The organism is Belnapia moabensis DSM 16746, from assembly GCF_000745835.1.
In the GTDB taxonomy this organism is placed as follows: domain Bacteria; phylum Pseudomonadota; class Alphaproteobacteria; order Acetobacterales; family Acetobacteraceae; genus Belnapia; species Belnapia moabensis.
Genome location: NZ_JQKB01000046.1, coordinates 25624 through 42084, shown reverse-complemented (window position 1 = coordinate 42084; position 16461 = coordinate 25624). Strand labels below are relative to the sequence as shown.

At 64.6% G+C, this 16461-nt stretch carries 11 protein-coding genes and 1 pseudogene; 7 read left to right on the top strand and 5 right to left on the bottom strand.

Features of this window, described 5'->3' with window-relative positions; translation table 11 throughout:
- On the top strand, positions 1 to 287 hold a 287-nt coding region (locus EP26_RS21330), incomplete at its 5' end, for a UPF0149 family protein (protein WP_043341672.1).
- 306 nt (positions 288 to 593) lie between these two features.
- On the opposite strand, the gene EP26_RS35075 is transcribed toward EP26_RS21330, so the two are convergent.
- The gene (locus EP26_RS35075; protein ID WP_157033656.1) at positions 594 to 2102 is read right to left on the bottom strand and encodes a eukaryotic translation initiation factor 3 subunit J; all 1509 of its coding nucleotides are present in this window, start codon (positions 2100 to 2102) and stop codon (positions 594 to 596) included.
- Positions 2103 to 2381: 279 nt separating this feature from the next.
- Positions 2382 to 2951: a transposase gene (locus tag EP26_RS21325; protein WP_211259501.1), complete on the bottom strand. Its 570-nt coding sequence runs from the start codon at positions 2949 to 2951 to the stop codon at positions 2382 to 2384.
- Positions 2952 to 3241: 290 nt separating this feature from the next.
- Between EP26_RS21325 and EP26_RS21320 the strand changes: the two are divergent.
- Positions 3242 to 4313, top strand: a pseudogene (locus tag EP26_RS21320) (IS3 family transposase); the annotation flags it as partial.
- An 8-nt stretch (positions 4314 to 4321) separates the two neighbouring features.
- Here EP26_RS21320 and EP26_RS21315 read toward each other — a convergent pair.
- The gene (locus EP26_RS21315; protein WP_245624465.1) at positions 4322 to 5545 is read right to left on the bottom strand and encodes a recombinase family protein; all 1224 of its coding nucleotides are present in this window, start codon (positions 5543 to 5545) and stop codon (positions 4322 to 4324) included.
- Between the two features lie 79 nt (positions 5546 to 5624).
- Entirely contained in the window at positions 5625 to 6044 is a 420-nt protein-coding gene (locus tag EP26_RS37590) for a recombinase family protein (protein WP_245624464.1), read from the bottom strand.
- 1585 nt (positions 6045 to 7629) lie between these two features.
- Between EP26_RS37590 and EP26_RS21310 the strand changes: the two genes are divergently transcribed.
- The 3 genes from EP26_RS21310 (at position 7630) to EP26_RS21300 (ending at position 9826) form a co-directional block, all read left to right on the top strand.
- A complete protein-coding gene (locus EP26_RS21310) occupies positions 7630 to 8433 on the top strand; it encodes a hypothetical protein (RefSeq protein ID WP_043341671.1) in 804 nt (267 codons plus the stop codon).
- Between the two features lie 330 nt (positions 8434 to 8763).
- Entirely contained in the window at positions 8764 to 9462 is a 699-nt protein-coding gene (locus EP26_RS21305) for an AAA family ATPase (protein WP_052389469.1), read from the top strand.
- A 61-nt stretch (positions 9463 to 9523) separates the two neighbouring features.
- A complete protein-coding gene (locus EP26_RS21300; protein WP_043341670.1) occupies positions 9524 to 9826 on the top strand; it encodes a ribbon-helix-helix domain-containing protein in 303 nt (100 codons plus the stop codon).
- A 364-nt stretch (positions 9827 to 10190) separates the two neighbouring features.
- On the opposite strand, the gene EP26_RS21295 is transcribed toward EP26_RS21300, so the two are convergent.
- The gene (locus EP26_RS21295; RefSeq protein ID WP_043341669.1) at positions 10191 to 11138 is read right to left on the bottom strand and encodes a replication protein RepA; all 948 of its coding nucleotides are present in this window, start codon (positions 11136 to 11138) and stop codon (positions 10191 to 10193) included.
- A 1026-nt stretch (positions 11139 to 12164) separates the two neighbouring features.
- Between EP26_RS21295 and EP26_RS21290 the strand changes: the two genes are divergently transcribed.
- Positions 12165 to 13067 carry a transposase gene (locus tag EP26_RS21290; protein ID WP_043341668.1) on the top strand — a complete coding sequence of 301 codons (903 nt, stop codon included), beginning with the start codon at positions 12165 to 12167 and terminating at the stop codon, positions 13065 to 13067.
- A gap of 434 nt (positions 13068 to 13501) precedes the next feature.
- Positions 13502 to 16459, top strand: a complete 2958-nt coding sequence (locus EP26_RS21285; RefSeq protein ID WP_043341666.1) for a DEAD/DEAH box helicase — start codon at positions 13502 to 13504, stop codon at positions 16457 to 16459.
- The last annotated feature ends 2 nt before the right edge of the window (positions 16460 to 16461 follow it).

Below are 16461 nucleotides of genomic sequence, written 5' to 3'. Positions count from 1 at the left end.
GGCAGCCGCTCTATCTGCGCACCGACGACGGCACCGTTATCGCCCAGCCCTGGGCCGCCGGCTTCATGTTCGCGGTTAAGCGCTGGCCAGCAGCTTGGCGGCCCATGCTCGAGCGCGAGGACCTCGTCGGCCTCATGCTGCCCATCATCACCTGCGACGCCACTGAGGAAGTCGAGCGTCTACTCCAGGGCCAGCCAGACAAGCTGGCGCATGCCGCACAGGCCTACCACCACATCCCCGAGGCCGTCCGCACCATCCGCGGCTACTGGCGCGAACGCACGGTGTAGCTGACCACCGCACCCGAAGCATACCGACCAACGTCAAGAGCTGATTTCCGTGTGGCCGACACGACGCGTACCCCGGATCGCGGTTTCAAGATGGCTGAGACGACGAGAGTCGAGGCTGGACATAGAACATGATATAGTCAGCCGTCGTCAGATTTGCGCGTCCCCACACCCAAGTCGAACTGCGCCTTCACCAAACGATGGTGGGCGAGTGGAAGCGGCAAGCCATGAAGGGGCTGGCCGCGGTATTTTCGGCAAGGGCTCGCCTACGTACTTGGCGAGAAGGCATAGCTTCCTGGCCATAGGCGACTACCGAGTTACCGATGGCACGCTTGCCATGCGCTGCTGACCTTCTCGTAGTGCAATGTCAGCCTCAACGTTGAGGCGTTCTGCGTTCTTAAGCGCCGTGTCCGCTTCGAGCAACCTGCGCCGTCTTTCTGATGGGTCTTCAGGCGAGATAGCGAGTGCCGCGCGCGCTACGCGTCGTTCCTGCTCTGCTTGCAGTACCTCGCGTTCCGCACGGATTTGCGCTGTCGCCTGCTGTGCACCGAAATTGCGTGCGCCTGCGATGTCAGCGACCGCCTGGGGGCCCATCGACGCCAGCTGAGCAGCGGCAGAGCTGGCCCGTTCGGCGCGGCTCGCCAGCTCGCCGTAGCTGGCGGTCACTAACTTACCATCCTCGGCGAAGGTCGCTGACAGGCTGTTCTGCTGGAATGCGCCGTTGGTGAACGGCAGCACCATCATCTGGCCGAGTTGAGGAACTGCTCCCTGAGCAAGGAGCTTCGCTTCAGTGGCGCTGCCAACCGTCGCAGCGAGCACACCGGTCAAGGGCGTACGGTACCTTATCCCGCGCCCAGGCGAAGCTGCCGCTGATCCATCTGCAGCATTGCTAGACTGGTGCTGCTCGGGTGGTACCCGTTCGATCCGAACACTTACCTCTGTACCAGTGGGCATTAAACTGCCTGTGGTCCACATCTGCAGCTTGGCGTCCGAGAGCTCGGATCCTTCCAGCTTCCCGGCAAACGTGCTGCCGTTAGGCGGCCAATAGAGCGTCCGCGTTTCCGTCAGTGCATCGAGTGCATTTACGTGAGCCGTGCTCGCACGCTCTTGCGCTAACTTCGCCCCTGCAAGTGCTTGGGCCGTATCCATCAGGGCTCGCTGGGTAGCAGCGTCCGCGCGCGTGCCGACCAACGTGACGGCTTCGCGCACAGCGTTCCATCTACTTGTAGCCTCCTGAAGCTGGTTAGCGGCCCGTTCGAGCGCTGTCTGTGTTCGTTGCATATTAAACAAGGCCGTCTTGGCGGCCTGCGTACATGCGGGCGTGGTCTCGCGGCGAGGAGCAGCGCGCTCCCTCGGCAGCGAGGGTACGCCAGAGGTTAGGCGTGCAATGGTGATCGCTGTCTGAATCACGGCGGTCGCGGTGTTGACCAGGACCGCGTCCGTCCGATCGTCTGCCTTAGCCCCTATCCGCTGTAGCATACCATTCGGATGCCGCTCGATGGCAAGCTCGGATGTTTTAAACGCGTGCGATAGACTGGTGTGGTCTATGGCGTAGCGGTGGACGGGATCTTCCAGATAACGCGGAGTAGCGCTGACAATGGTGGCGATGACCGGGACGTCGACGCAGCCGCGCAGCCGATGTGTCACGATTATCTCGTATTGCACAAAAGGCAGGCTGTAGTCCCAGCCTTGCATCGGCGACCCGCTGCCATATGCAGTCGCCAGGATCGGATGCACCTCAAGCGTAGTCGAGCACGCACCAAGTGTTGTCGCGGTGGCGATAGCGCCAAGAGCGCGGCGGTAAAGGCGGCGGGTCATCGAGGTGGACTCCTAGCGCAATGAGATTGTGGACGAGCTCTCAAATCACTTTGACGCCATTGTTACCGACCATTTCAACGATGCCCTTCAATCGAGCCACTGATCGTGAAATGGACCACAAGATTGCGGCCCGAACAACAAGGTGGTGGCCTCGTCATGGTCCTGCCGCCAACCTTGGTGCTGAGGCTACGTAACTCGTCGGGCTTTTGAGCTAGCCCCGGCTGAGGTGGTCTTCATTCGCTGGACAGTTTGGCGGCTTGGATAAGAAGCTGTACGCGATTAAAAGCCCTGCTGCGCCCGGATTTGGGCGACGAGTCGACGCGCGATGATGGAGATCATCGCAATCCAGACGTGCCCGGCAAAGAGGTCGGCGGCGCGGTTGTACACGATGTTGAGCCGCCGGTAGCGGCTGAGCCAGGCAAACAGCCGCTCCACCACCCACCTGATTCCGTTTGGCAGAAATCGCCCGTCGCGCGTGCCGCCCGGCGAGATAGAGACGTGGATGTCATGCTCGAGCGCTGCCGCGGCGAAGGGCGCGCCCTTGAAGCCGCTGTCGCCAAGAAGGTTACCTTGGAAGCCGAGCGCGGACAGTCGCGGCAGCATCGGCAGGACGCGCGTGCGGTCGTCCGTGTTGGCGGGCTGCAGTTCGAGATCGAGCAGCGAGCCGTGCTTGTCGCAGACGACAAACAGCTTCACGCCTTTGACCAATTTGCCGCCATCAATGCCGCGCACCCAAGCGGTCGGGGCCGAGCGGAGCGAACGGCTGTCGGCTACCACCGCCGAGGGCAGCACCTCATCGCCGCGGGCCAGGCGCCAATCGAGCGCGAGACGGCGGCCAGCCGACGCCATAGGCCCAGGCGGGTCCAGCGCGCGAAGCTGCTGTGCAGGGTGGTGAAGGGAATACCCGAGAGCCAACCGGCAACGCGCCACTGCAGGCCGCCGAAGGTCAGTGTCCAGATCAGCCCGATCAGGCGCCGCCGCAGCGCGGGGTCCGGCTTGCGGCCACGGCGGTGTAGGCCCACCCGCTCGCGGTCCATGGCTTCCAACTCTGCCTCGACCGCGAAGACAAAGACTGAGATGGTCCCCGGATCTCGGACAGGTGGTTAAGCTCGGTTCGCCTGCGAGAAGGACGGGCCCGGATGACGGGCAAGCGGACGCGATATTCGGCGGATTTCAAGGCGAAGGTGGCGCTGGAGGCGCTGCGAGGTGAGCTGACGACGGCGCAGCTGGCGGCCAAGCACGGCATTCACCAGACGATGGTGGGCGAGTGGAAGCGACAGGCTATGGAAGGGCTGACGGCGGTGTTCTCCGGCAAGTCGGCGGCGCAGGAGAGCGCGAAGGCGGCCGAGGCGGATGTTGAGAAGCTGCACGCCAAGATCGGGCAACTGGTGGTGGAACGGGATTTTTGGCCAAAGCGTCTGGTCGATGAGCCTGGAGCGGCGGCGCCAGATGATCGAGCCAGAACACCAGCAGCTGTCCGTGGTGCGGCAGTGCGAACTGGTCTCGATCAGCCGTTCGGGGTTCTACCACCGGCCCACGGGCGAGACGGCGCTGAACCTCGAGCTGATGCGGCTGATCGACACGCAGTTCCTGGAGACGCCCTGGTACGGCTCGCGGCAGATGGCGCGGCACCTGCGGCGCGAGGGCTACGTGGTCGGCCGCAAGCGCATCCGGCGGCTCATGGCGAAGATGGGGCTGACGCCGATCTACCAACGGCCGCGGACGACGGTGCCGAACCCTGAGCACCGGATCTTTCCCTATCTGTTGCGGGATCTGGTGATCGACCGCCCAAATCAGGTCTGGTGCGCCGACATCACCTACCTGCCAATGCGGCGCGGCTTTCCCTACCTGGTCGCGGTGATGGATTGGGCGACGCGTAAGGTGCTGGCTTGGCGGGTGTCCAATACCATGGAGGTGGAGTTCTGCCTCGAGGTGTTGGAGGAAGCCCTGGCGCGGTACGGGAAGCCGGAGACCTTCAATACCGACTAGGGGAGCCAATTCACCTCGCCGCGGTTCACCGGCCTGCTGCAGCAGGCCGGGGTGCGGATCTCCATGGACGGTCGCGGCCGCTGGATGGACAATGTCTTCATCGAGCGGCTCTGGCGCAGCCTAAAGTACGAGTGCGTTTACCTACATGCCTTCGAGACCGGCTCGGAGGTGCGGGCCGGGCTGTCAAAATGGATCGGCTACTACTACCTCGCATCACAACACCCATCTCGCTATGTCATTGAGAACTGGAGGGTCACCTGGCCGGGAGGTGATCCCGTGGGGTGGTTCGGGTTTCTCCTGGCTCGGTTAACGAGGTCCAGGGCGGCAGGACCGGTCAGGACGGCGCGATCGAAGATCCAGGGTCCATCGGGGAGCGGATGCATGGCCTCGATCCAACCGGCCTCCACGGCCAGGCGCAGCGTCTTCGGGCTGATTTGCAGGAGGGCTGCGGCCTTGTTGAGATTGAGCCAGGGAGCCCTGTTCTCGGGCACGCGCCGATGGACCGGGATTCCGTGGTGGGAGCGTAGGGCCGTCACGCGCTCGCGGGTCCAGCGGTTGCCATGGCCGGTCCTCAGCCCGCTGCGGTTCAGCATGCCGGCGATGACGTCGTCGGGTCCGATGAGGACGAGCTGGCGAACGGCGGCAATGATGTCGGGCGAGGTGCTGTTGCGCTGACCACGCCGGCGCCGCGGCAACCGCAACTCGGTGTGGATCCCACCCGTCCAGTGGACCAGCAGCACGATCTCGCCGGCAGCTTCGTCGAGGTCGGCGATCACCTCCTGGACCACGGTGCGGACGATGCGCTTCCTGAGTTCTACCTCAATGGCGTCGTCGACCCTGAGGCCGCCGAACGCGATGCAGCGCGGCTCGCCGCTGTCGAGCCAACCGCGCCAGCAGCTGTAGCGCGGGATGTCATGCCCTGCTCCGGTGTAACGGAGCGTCAGCTTGCGCCCGCAACGGCGGCAGCGCAGCAGCCCGACGAGCAGGGCATCGCCATGCTTGGGTGCGCCGTGATGCCGGCTCGTCGGGGTGTTGTCGCTCACCATACCGCGGATCGCCTCCGCCCGCTCCCACTCGACGTAGCCCTCGTGCGCGCCGGGCCGCAACGCCAGCCACTCATCGCGTGGCTTGCGGCAGATGCCAGCGCGGGCTCCCGCGCCACCATAGCGCACCGCCGCACCTGTCCGGCCATAGGCATAGGCGCCGCCGTAGGCCGGGTTTGTCACCATGCGGTAGATGCTGCCGTAACAGGGCCTGCGCCAGACGATGGTGCCGTCGCCGTGCCGCGCCGGCAGTGCGAGGTCGTGCTCGTGGAACCACAACAGCGCCTGGCGGGCGCTGCCGAGTTCGGCCACCTTGTCGAACACCAGCCGGATCGCCTCCTGCACCCGCCGGTCCGGATCTTTCTCCAGCCGGTCGCCGGCCTTGATGAAGCCAACTGGGGCGGTGACCACCAGCTCGCCGCGCCGCGCCGCGCCTTGGCGTAGCGGGCCGCGAGCGAGCGTTGCCGCAGCAGGTCAAGCTCATACTCGTTCAAGCTACCCTTAGCCCAAGCAGGAGCCGGTCGTTGCCGTCGCGCGGGGCATAGACCGCCTCCTGGTCGACCAGCACCGTGTCCACCACCCGGCACATCTCGATCAGCTGCTGCCAGTCGCGGCTGTTGCGAGCGAAGCGCGATACTTCCCGCGCGGCCACCGCCCCTACCTTGCCGAGGCAGACCTCGGCAACCATCCGGTCAAAGCCGGCGCGGGCGACCCCGCCCGCGGCCGAACGCCCGAGATCGTCGTCCATCACCTCGATCTCCGACCAGCCGAGCGCGGCGAGGCGGTCGCGCATGGCGTATTGCAGCGCTCGGGTTTCGGGGTTGTGCAGCACCTGATGTGCGGAGGACTGTCGCACATAGACGATCGCCTTGCGCGCCAGATGGTGGGGCTTGATCTTGTCAGCGCTCATGGCGACCTCCGCTGCGCCGCGCGCTGGCCTCGTGCTCGAGGAACAGGCGCGCCAGTAGGTCGGTCAGGCTCCGCCGAACTTCCTCGGGCAGCGTCGGCCAGACCGTCCTGGCCAGGCCGCTTGCTACCCGAGGCAGGGCGAACAGATCGGGTTGTGGAACCCGGCTCCCTGGTGTCCCCCGGCAGCGGTCTCGGTGGCGTCGCATGGACCTCTCCCCGATTCAGGTCGGGGAAGTCTCCCTCCGCAGGCAAGGCAGAGGCATCCATTGACCTGCAGCCCGAGACCTCCGCCAGCAAATGCTGCAGCGCGGAAAGCGCACCAACCCCGACCTGCGGCTGGGATGCGAGGCGCAGCGGCACGCACGCCTCTAGCTCGAACATCCAGGCCGGTACCTCAAGGCATCGGCCAGCATCCCCATCGAGGCTGCACCGCAACGCAGTGCCGCGTCCTCTCTCGGTCACCTCATGGACGTGGACCGAGAGACCGCTCCAGGGATGCCACGGATACAACAGCCTCCGTTCTGTGGTCCTGTGGGCGTTCAGCCGTCGAGTTGTACAATGCCGGACGTCCCCATAGCGCCTTGGCGGGGCAGACCCCCGACGAGGCCTACGCGGCAAACGAGGTGACGAAGTTGGCGGCCTGACGACAACCAGGACCGAGCTTATCCAGGCCGTCAAACTGTCCGACCGATGGGAGCCACCTCAGACCTCGATGTCGGCCAATGTGTTCCAGCCGTCGCCGCGGTTGGGTCGGGGAATGCGGCGGGCGGAAGGCGGGGGCAGGTCGGCATTGCTGCATAGGCTAGTGCGAGACATCGGCCCAACAATAGTGAGGCTCGGCCGGCACAATGCCTTACGTATCGAAACTGACATGAAAGATCATCTTATTTCGCGTTCAGGGTGCCGCGTTGGCGAGGGCCAAGGTGCTGAAGCGACGATGACAGCGAGAAACCGGTGAGCCGGTGACGAGACAGACCATTTATCGCAGTGCGCCCCCCGAGCGCGCTTACCCGAGTGCTCCTCGTTCTGCGCATCTCATCAGGGCCCGCGGCCAGGCCGGCTGCATACAAGGCCGGACATATGACCGCAGTCGTGCTCTCGGTGCCAGCGTTGCAAATGCGCCTTGACCCGCAGGGGACGTCCACACATGCGATAAGGCCCGCTTACCGCAAGTGAGTAGGAGCTTGCCGCAATCGTCGAAAGTCTTCCTTTCTCAGCGACTTGGGCCAGCCCTGCTGTAAATCAGGCACCCCTTGAAACACGAGAGAAAGGCCGGGATTGCGTATTAGGGGCCGAGCCGAGTGCGAGGCGCCGATCCCAAAAGCGGCCTTATCGGAGGAGAGGGGTGCTGCCTGCTAGCCCAGGATGGCGAGCAGAAAGGCCAGAGTCGCCTCAGAGTCCACGGCCAGCCGCGGCGCGGGGCCGGCGTGCGGGAGACACGGGCGAAGCCAGAGGCAACACGACCAGCGCGGTGGCCTCACGGCGGCCAGAGACGGCTCGAAAGCAGCGTAGTTGCTGGGCGGAACCCTTCTGGACGATCACTCGCCGCACATGCAATCACTCTGCCGCAAAGGTCGGAGGCATCGTTGGCGAAACTCAACCGGCAGCAGATTCAGGCTAAGGCTCGGGAGTTGCTGGAAGACGCGCCGCAGGGCCTTCGCTGGGCTGACATCTTGAAGCAAATCCATAGCGCCGACCCTGAAACGCCGATGAACTCCGTTCAGGGCGCCCTCGTGGCGCTCTTCAACAGCGGAGCCCCTGGCATCACCAAGGTCGCTCGCGGAACATACCAGCTAACGAAGTATCAGGATGCCCAGGCGGCGCCCGCCCTCGCCCAGGACCAAGCCTCCGCCAGCCAGCCGGTGCAGGTGCAGACCTCTAGCCACGGCAAGGTCACCTACCTGGAGTCGGACTTCTACGACAGTTTTGCCGAATGGCTCGCGGTCGGCGCCGAGGCAGTGAATGTGGCGGTCGCCCTCGGCGGCAGCGTGCTAAAGGGCAAGTGGGGCACGCCCGACGTGCTCGGCATCCTCAAACCCCGCACACAGGACCTGCTTAAGTTCGAACCGCAGATCGTCTCGGCGGAGATCAAGATCGATCCAAATCAGCCGGTTGTCGCCTTCGGTCAGGCCGTGGCTTACCGGCTATTCTCTCACAAGAGCTATATCGTGGTTCCGGGTACTACCAGCGAAGATGATCTTGGTCGCTTGAAGGCGCTCTGCAGTATTCATGGTGTCGGGCTCGTCACCTTCACCCTCAATAAGGACGCGCCCGACTATACAGAGATCGTCTTGCCCGTGCAGGCGAGCCCCGACATGTTCTACGCCAACCAAATGGCTCGCCGCCTTCTCGACGCCCAACCGGAGCTGTTCAATAAGCTCTTCTCGTAGATCTGCACTGCTAATCAAGGTCACTGCTCCAGCTCTGGAAGGGCGGTTATGGAGCGTGAGAGACTGACGTAGTGCACCGACGCTGACAGAACCACAAGGTTGATGAGCCGGCGTATGATCTGAGTCACCACGTGTGCAAACAGTATCCGGGGCGCTGCCTGGCAGGCACGAACGGACCGCCGTCCAAGGATGGCGCCCTACCCCTGCTTGCCGACAAGTCTACTTGGCACCACGCCTCCACCGCTCCTTTTCCGTTGACGAACCAAGCCGAAATTAAGAGTGTGCACCAAGGCTGATATGCTCCAGCGAGCCAAGGAGACAAGTATACTCATGATCACTGTGGCGCTGCTGTCGCAAAAGGGAGGCGCGTTGAAAACGACCCTCTCGATCTCCCTGGCTTGTGCCGGGGTCGAGGCGGGCAAAGAGACCCTGCTGATCGACCTCGACCCGCAGGCGACCGCCTGCAAATGGGGCGACCGGCGAAAGGCGGAATCCCCAATTGTCATCGATGCCCAGCCCGCCCGCTTGGCGAACGCCCTGCAGAAAGCGCAGGAAGGGGGTATCCAGCTCGCCGTGATCGACACGCCTCCCCGTTCCGCGGACGCGGCGCTGGCGGCCGCCAAGCTGGCCGACGTGATCGTACTGCCCTGCCGTCCCCAAATGTACGATTTGGAAACTATTCCCAATACGTTGGAGCTGGTCGCCACGGCGCGGACCGGCAAGGACGCTTCGCCCATGATCGCTGTCCTGACTGCCGTACCGGCACAGGGCAGTCGCCATGAACAGGCACGGCAGGCGATCGAGAACTTGGGCGTGGCCGTGAGCGCTCACACCATCGGTCAGCGGGCTGCCTTCGGTGACGCCGGGGCGCTCGGCCTGTCCGTCCTCGAACTTGACGGCAAAAGCCGCGCGTCGGAGGAAGTAAGACAAGTCTACTTGGAGATTATGCGCCTTGTTGGCAATCAAGCTTCAAGCCAATCCGCCAAGCCGGAGACGAGCAAACGCGCCAAGGCGAAGGCCTCCGCTTGAGCCAAGCCGGGTTTTCTCCTCTTATAGAAGTCTACTCCGCGCATTGTAGGGAAGCCACCACGTGAAGAAGGCCGATCTTGCCGCCGCCCTCGCCGAGCAGGCCGGGAGTACCCGCCGCCGGTCCGAGCCGCCGCTGGTATCGAGCGCCGGGCAGGAGCGGGCTGAGGCCGCCGAGCAACCCTATCGCCAGCCCAGCCGCGACGGGACGGCCCCGATCACCGCACATTTCCCCAAGGAGGTCCGGCGACAGCTGAAGGGGCTGGCCAATGAGCTGGATCGGACGATGCACGACCTGATCGCGGAGGCCTTCAACGACTTGTTCGCCAAGCACGGCAAGGCGGAAATCTGCCCGAGAGGGCAATGAGGCTTCTCTACAAGGCGGGGAGTAGACTTTACGTCTTGGCCTATTCTTTACCGATTTCAGGCGGGGGAAGGGGCTTCTGATAACAGGCGCCGCCGCCCCCGGCAAATCTGCTGTCCGATCCGTGCGGGCGGCGCACCCGGGCCTGTGTGCCCGTCCGGCAACGTGATGACATCCTCCTCTGACGCCCAAGGAGAGGCGAGGCTCAGCAGGCCGAACAGAAGTAAGGCTAGCGTGACAAGGATGCTGAGCACGGCCATCGACGCCTCCTGATCCTCGGAGCCGCGCCAAGGCCGCACGGCGGAAAGTCTACTTCTCTGCTAGGAGACGGTTGCGGTGGGGCTGGACTTTGGGAGGAGCCGGACGGCTAGAGCTTGAGCAGGGAGCGCGTGGGCACCAGTGCCAGGCGTGGTCCTTTCCCGACCACCGGCGGGCGACTGGGATTCAGTAGGACGCCGCGTTCTTCCACCTTTACCTGTGCCTCTGGGTACACCGCTAGCGCCAGATGCAGGATACCCCGGAACTTACGGCAGAAGTTGTCTATCCGCCCGTACCCCTGGCCGAACTGCGCATAGAGCGCCCGCCATGAAACCGGCGTCGGGCTAGTCAGTGAGTGAAGTCGGTAGGCCAACCAGCAATAGACATCCAGTGCCATCGAGTTGTTGGCAAGCTGCCGGACAGCAGCTTCTTCGACCGGTACGGGATGCTTTTTTAGTTGCTCAAAGAAGGTTTGCGATAACGTGGCGGTTTCGATGAACTGCAAACCTTTTTTCCCGCCGTCCTCTTCGAACATAGCGCTATCGAGAATTAGCTGGTTGGCGAGCCCCGTGCGTGCGCCCTGCTTGATCTCGAAGGACATGCGACACCGGCTGATGCGCTCGGCCTGGTCGCGCACGTCGCGCATCGATTTGCCGCCAATGGGAATGGAGAGCCGCCGCAGCCACGCATGGAGTGACCGGCCCAGTTCGATTTCCCGCGAGCCGGTGCGAAGCGCTTCTGACTGCAGATAGAGCAGGATCAGACGGGCCCGCGAGCCGTAAGGCACGCCCACATAGACCGGCGGGCCGTCTTCGACCACGCGGACGCCGGGCTGCACCACAAGCGTCACCCGGTCGTTTTTCACCTGCCACAGCGCATCGTCAGCTAGGCGTTTGTGCGGCAAGGCTGCCTGCGCCCAACCGGAGTAGAGATAGCCGGTTTCGTTGTCCTCGGCCGTCAGATAGGCTGCTGCTGCCTCGATGACCGGACGGTCTACATCGGCCTTCAGCGCGCCTTCCTTGCCCAGATCGAGCAGGAGTTGGTGGACGGTGCCCATCGGCTCCCGACTCCTCTCATGAGCCTTTGTTGCTTCTACCAGAACCGGCGGCGCCAAGCAGGCTGGACTTTGGTAGGCCTAGCTAGAGTTATTAGTCTCTTACCTAGTATGGACTACCAAAGTCCTGTAGATATCCTCAATAAGCCATTGATGCATTATGGATGGCGATTTTTGTGCCTCCTACCAAAGATCAGCCTATCCCTTCCAGAGTTCAGGCGAAACTGGGGACGGCGGGCCTGCCATCTCCTCCCAAAGTCCAGCCTAGACTGCGAATCGGTGCGGCAGTGACCGCCGCTCCGCGTTTGCACCCCGGCGGTAGCGATCGAGTAGCTCGGCCATTCGGCTCCGCCTTTCCAGATCCGGGCAGACGGCTTTCCCGCCGCGGTTTTCCAGAATTGTGGCGCCCCGGGCTACTTTGCGGGAAAGAGTATTATCGCAAGTGGAAACAGCTACCGAAGGGGTTAGGCTGCTCACCGGCCGGACGCGTGGCGCACAACACGGCAGGGGCATGCCAGAGGCCACGAGGAAGGATCATCAGGCGGAGCCGGCTACAGGCCATCCGCCTACGCTACAGCATCAACACCTATCTCGAGGACCGTGCCATCACCACACCGGCGGCGATTGACGCCTCAACCGGCCTGCCCTCGGTCGAGGTGGTCCGCCTGCTGACCCGCTGGCAATGGCACGAGGGCGACGTCACGGCGCTCAAGGCGATCGCCGACCGGCTTGGCCTCGACGTCCCACTGGAAGGCCTCGACCCGGCGGTAGGGAAGGGTAGGGCGCGGTGGGCGCGGACCTGGTCGGGGCGACGGCGGCCGTTGCGGAGCGGCCGACGCCGAAGGGCGAACAGGCCCTGCGCGGCGCCCTCGGTTACATCGCCCGCGCCGATGCCGCCGAGACCTGTCGCGTTTATGCCGGCGACTGGCGCCACTTCACCGCCTGGTGCCTCCAGACTGGCTTAGAGCATCTTGCTCTGTCGCGAGCCTATCCGGGCAGGATAAGGCTTGAAGCCCCACTTTGGGGATCATGGACAATGAACTGCTCCGTTTTGCCCAGCTCGCGGTGACGGTGGCGCGCCGCGTAGCCCCCACCCCGAGCCGCTTCGCCACCCCGACCTACGCGCCAGCGTCCCTGTTCGCCCTGCTCCTGCTGCGGGAGAGGTTGCGGCTGACCTACCGTGGCCTGGAGGATCTTCTCCGCCTCTCGGACCAACTCCGCCGCCTTCTCGGCCTCCGAGCTGTCCCGGACCATGCGACGGTATGGCGGTTCGCCCGCCGGCATGCCGGCCCCGATCTGCTGGATGCGGCCCTGAATGAAACCGTCCGCCGCGCCCGTGGGGGTACTGAGCGCGCGTCCCAGATCGCGCTCGACTCTACCGGTCTCTTCCTCGCACACACGTCCCGCTACTTTGAGTGGCGCGCGAAGCGGCACCGGGGCCAGCGCGGCTGGCTGAAATGGGCCTTCGCCATGTGGGTCGCGCCCCAGATCCTGTTGGCGCAGCGGGTCAGGCCGGGCCCGTGCGGCGACTTCACCGACCTGCCGCCTCTGGCGAGCGCGGCGGCCAGCCGCATGCCCTTCGAGCAGCTCCTGGCAGACGCAGGCTATGATAGCGAAGCCAACCACCGCCACTGCCGCGAAGGTCTCGGCGTCGACAGCCTGATCCCGGCCAAGAAGAGGCGCTCGGCCCGCGTGGTCGCAACCACGCCGCTGCGGCAGGAGATGGTCCGGCGGCTCGGCAAGCCAGACGTCGAAGCCGATCGCGTCGCTTACCGTCAAAGGTGGAAGGTGGAGACCGTCATGTCCGTTGTGAAGCGATGCCATGGCGAGGCGCTCACCGCCAAGCTAGATCCGACGCAGCGCGTCCAGGCGCTACTTCGCGGACTTACCTACAACCTCCAGCGCCTCGTCCGCCTCGGTGCCCCCGCATGAGCCTGGCGACAGAGCAAGATGCTCTTAACGCCGCTGCACCGACGGCTCGCCGCAATCGCTTCGACAGGGGGTAGCGAGGGGTGGCCGCGCACGAGGGTAGCAGAGGCGGTCAGCGGCCCGCTGCTCCGAGGTGCGCCTGTTAGGAGATTACGTTATATAGTTGTTCGCACCGTCAGGGGAACGGTGCAGGCTCTGCGAGGGGGGGCGTGTGCGGGACCACATCGGGCCTGACGGCAGCGAGTGCGGCGAGGCTTTGCCTGCGCGGTCCGCTCGTGTCCATGAAGACGGAGGACCTCCGTGCGCCTGCTTCGCGGGTGCGAGGCGACCCTCATCAGAGACCAAGGCGGGAAAGGCGGTGGTCCAGCCAAGGCCACCACCTGAATGTGGGCACCTCGGAATTTAGCTGCCCCCTAAAACAGCAAACCTAGGACGTCATGTTGCTGCCCTACGCGCCCGGCTCTCGCGTCGTCATCCGCGACGAGGAGTGGCTCATCCGACGTGTCGACCCAGCCGCCGACGGCGGCTGGCTGCTGAGCTGCGACGGCGTCTCCGACCTTGTACGGGGCCACTCCCCCCTCTTCCTGACCACTCTGGAGGATGACGTCGAGGTTCTCGACCCAGCCAAAACCGAGTTGGTGCCCGACGCGAGCTCCACCTACAACGCGACTGTCCTCTACCTCGAGAGCATGCGGCGCCGCAGCGTCGCCAACGACGCCAGGATCCACCTCGGACACCGAGGGGTGATGAACCTGGTGCCCTACCAGCTCGACCCAGCCCTGCAGTCCCTACGCCAGCCGCGCGCGCGCATCCTGATCGCTGACGCCGTGGGCCTCGGCAAGACGTTGGAGGCTGGCATTCTCGCTACCGAGCTGATCCAACGCGGCCGCGGCAAGCGCATCCTGGTGGTCACGCAGAAGGCGATGCTCACTCAGTTTCAGAAGGAGTGGTGGAGCCGCTTCTCCATCCCCCTGGTGCGGTTGGACTCCGTAGGCCTGGCGAGGATGCGCAACCGGATCCCAGCCAACCACAACCCCTTCAACTACTTTGATCGGAGCATCATCTCGGTCGACACGCTCAAGAGCAACCTCGAGTACCGCAACTATCTCGAGAACGCCTGGTGGGACGTCATCGTCATCGACGAGTGCCACAACGTCGCGGCGCGCGCCGGCGAGTCCGGCCTGTCGCGTCGCGCCCGCCTCGCCAAGCTGCTGTCCGCCCGCTCGGACACGCTCATCCTGCTGTCGGCCACGCCGCACGACGGCTCTGCGCGAAGCTTCGCGTCCCTAATGAGCTTGCTCGACCCGACCGCGATTTCCGACCCGGACGACTACAGGCCCGACGACTTCAGCAGCAAGGGACTGGTGATCCGGCGCTTTAAGAAGGACATCCGTGACCAGGTTGAAGCCGATTTCCAGGAGCGGCAGACGACCTGTCTGCGTGAGGCAGCCTCCACGCTGGAGGAGGCAGCGTACTGTGCGCTGCTCGGCGTGGCGTTTACCCAGAACGGCCGACACAGGGCGGGACGCCAACAGGAGCTGCAACGCGTCGGCCTCCAGAAGGCGCTGTTCTCCAGCCCGGCAGCCGCCCTCGAGTCTACGCGCCGCCGCATCGATTTGCTCAGCGCCAAAAAAGACGCGACCGACGACGAGCGGACGGAGTTGGAGGGACTGGATGCTCTCCGCGCCGCACTCGTCGCCTTGACCGAGGTCTCGTCGTCCGGTGCCTTCACCAGATACCAACGGCTCCTGCGAACCCTTCAGTCAGCGGAGTTCGGCTGGCAACTGGACGAAGCCCACGATCGCCTCGTCATCTTTTCGGAGCGCATAGAGACGCTGAAGTGGCTCCAGCAGCAGCTGACGAAGGATTTGCAGCTCGGGCGGGGCCAACTGGAGGTCCTGCACGGCGGGCTGGCGGACACCGAGCAGCAGCAGCTCGTCGAGCGATTCGGCCGCCTCGAAGACCCTATCCGCGTGCTGTTGTGCTCCGACGTGGCCAGCGAGGGCCTGAACCTGCACTACTTCTGCCACCGGCTAGTACACTTCGACCTGCCCTGGTCCCTCATGGTCTTCCAGCAGCGCAACGGTCGGGTGGACCGCTACGGTCAGAAGCTCCAGCCACAGATCGTCTACCTTTTCACCGAGACGCAGAACGAACGCGTCCGCGGAGACCTGCGTATCCTCGAGATCCTGCAAAGGAAGGACGACCAGGCCAACCTGAACTTGGGTGACCCCTCCGCCTTCCTCAACGTGTTCGACCCGGATAAGGAAGCCGAGAAGGTCAGCGGCTTCATGGCTGATAGCCTCGCGCCCGAGCGAGTCGAGCAGATGCTCGACGATGCGGCAGCACGCGTCGGCGACAACGAGGGCGACTTCCTCATGCAGCTGTTCGGTGGCGGCGCGGGGGCCGACAACGCGCCCGGGCCTGCATCGGTCAACAGCTTAGCGCAGATCGATGAGCCGGCGTCCCTGTTCGAGGACGACTACCACTATGCAAAGACTGCCCTCAGCCAGCTGAACCAGCGGGGAGCGGTGTGCCAGTGGGAGTCGCGCGACGCGGAGCGCCTCATCACCATCACCGCCCCGCGCGACCTCCAGGATCGGCTCCGCCAGCTACCCCGCGAGGCTCAGGACAAGAACGACTACTATTCGCTCTGCGCCGACCGCCAGCGGATGGCCGCCGCAATCGAGACGGCGCGCCAAGCGCGAGCCGAGGAGGATACCTGGCCGCAGCTGCACTACCTCTGGCCTCAGCACCCGATCATGGAGTGGCTCGGCGACCGGGTGCTCACGCAGTTTGGCCGCCACCGCGCGCCGCTCCTTCTGAGCCCCCGGCTGGACCCGGATGAGCAGGCTTTCATCCTGATGAGCCTCGTGCCGAACCGGAAGGGACAGCCGCTCCTTGTGAACTGGCGCGTCGCCACGCGACGCATCGGCGCCGACCCGGATGGCGGGTTCGCACTCGAGCCCTTCGAGGGTTTCGTGGCTCGCGCTGGCATCAAGGCCGGGAAGCTGCCCAACCCTGGCGAGGCGCCCGGCCTGGAGCGCGTCATGGATGGCATGCAGCGGGCCCTACCGCTGGCCGTGAAGGCGATGCGTGCGTACATGGTCAAGGAGCAGAGGGCGTTTGCGGAGAGCCTGAACGAGCGGCTCCAAGGCACTCTCCGGGACCTTAAGCGCCTGCAGGGTCGGCAGATCGAGCAGCTGAGCCTGGAGCTCGACCGACAGCTCGAGACGGTCAAGCGGGGTCGCTTCGAGCATCGGAGCCGGCAGATCAACCGCGTTTTTGACGAGTACCGCCAATGGGTGAACGACACCCTCACCACGGAACCGCAGCCCTGGATCCAGGTGCTCGCGGCCGTTGCTCATCCCAACACGCTGAAGGCGACAGCCTGACC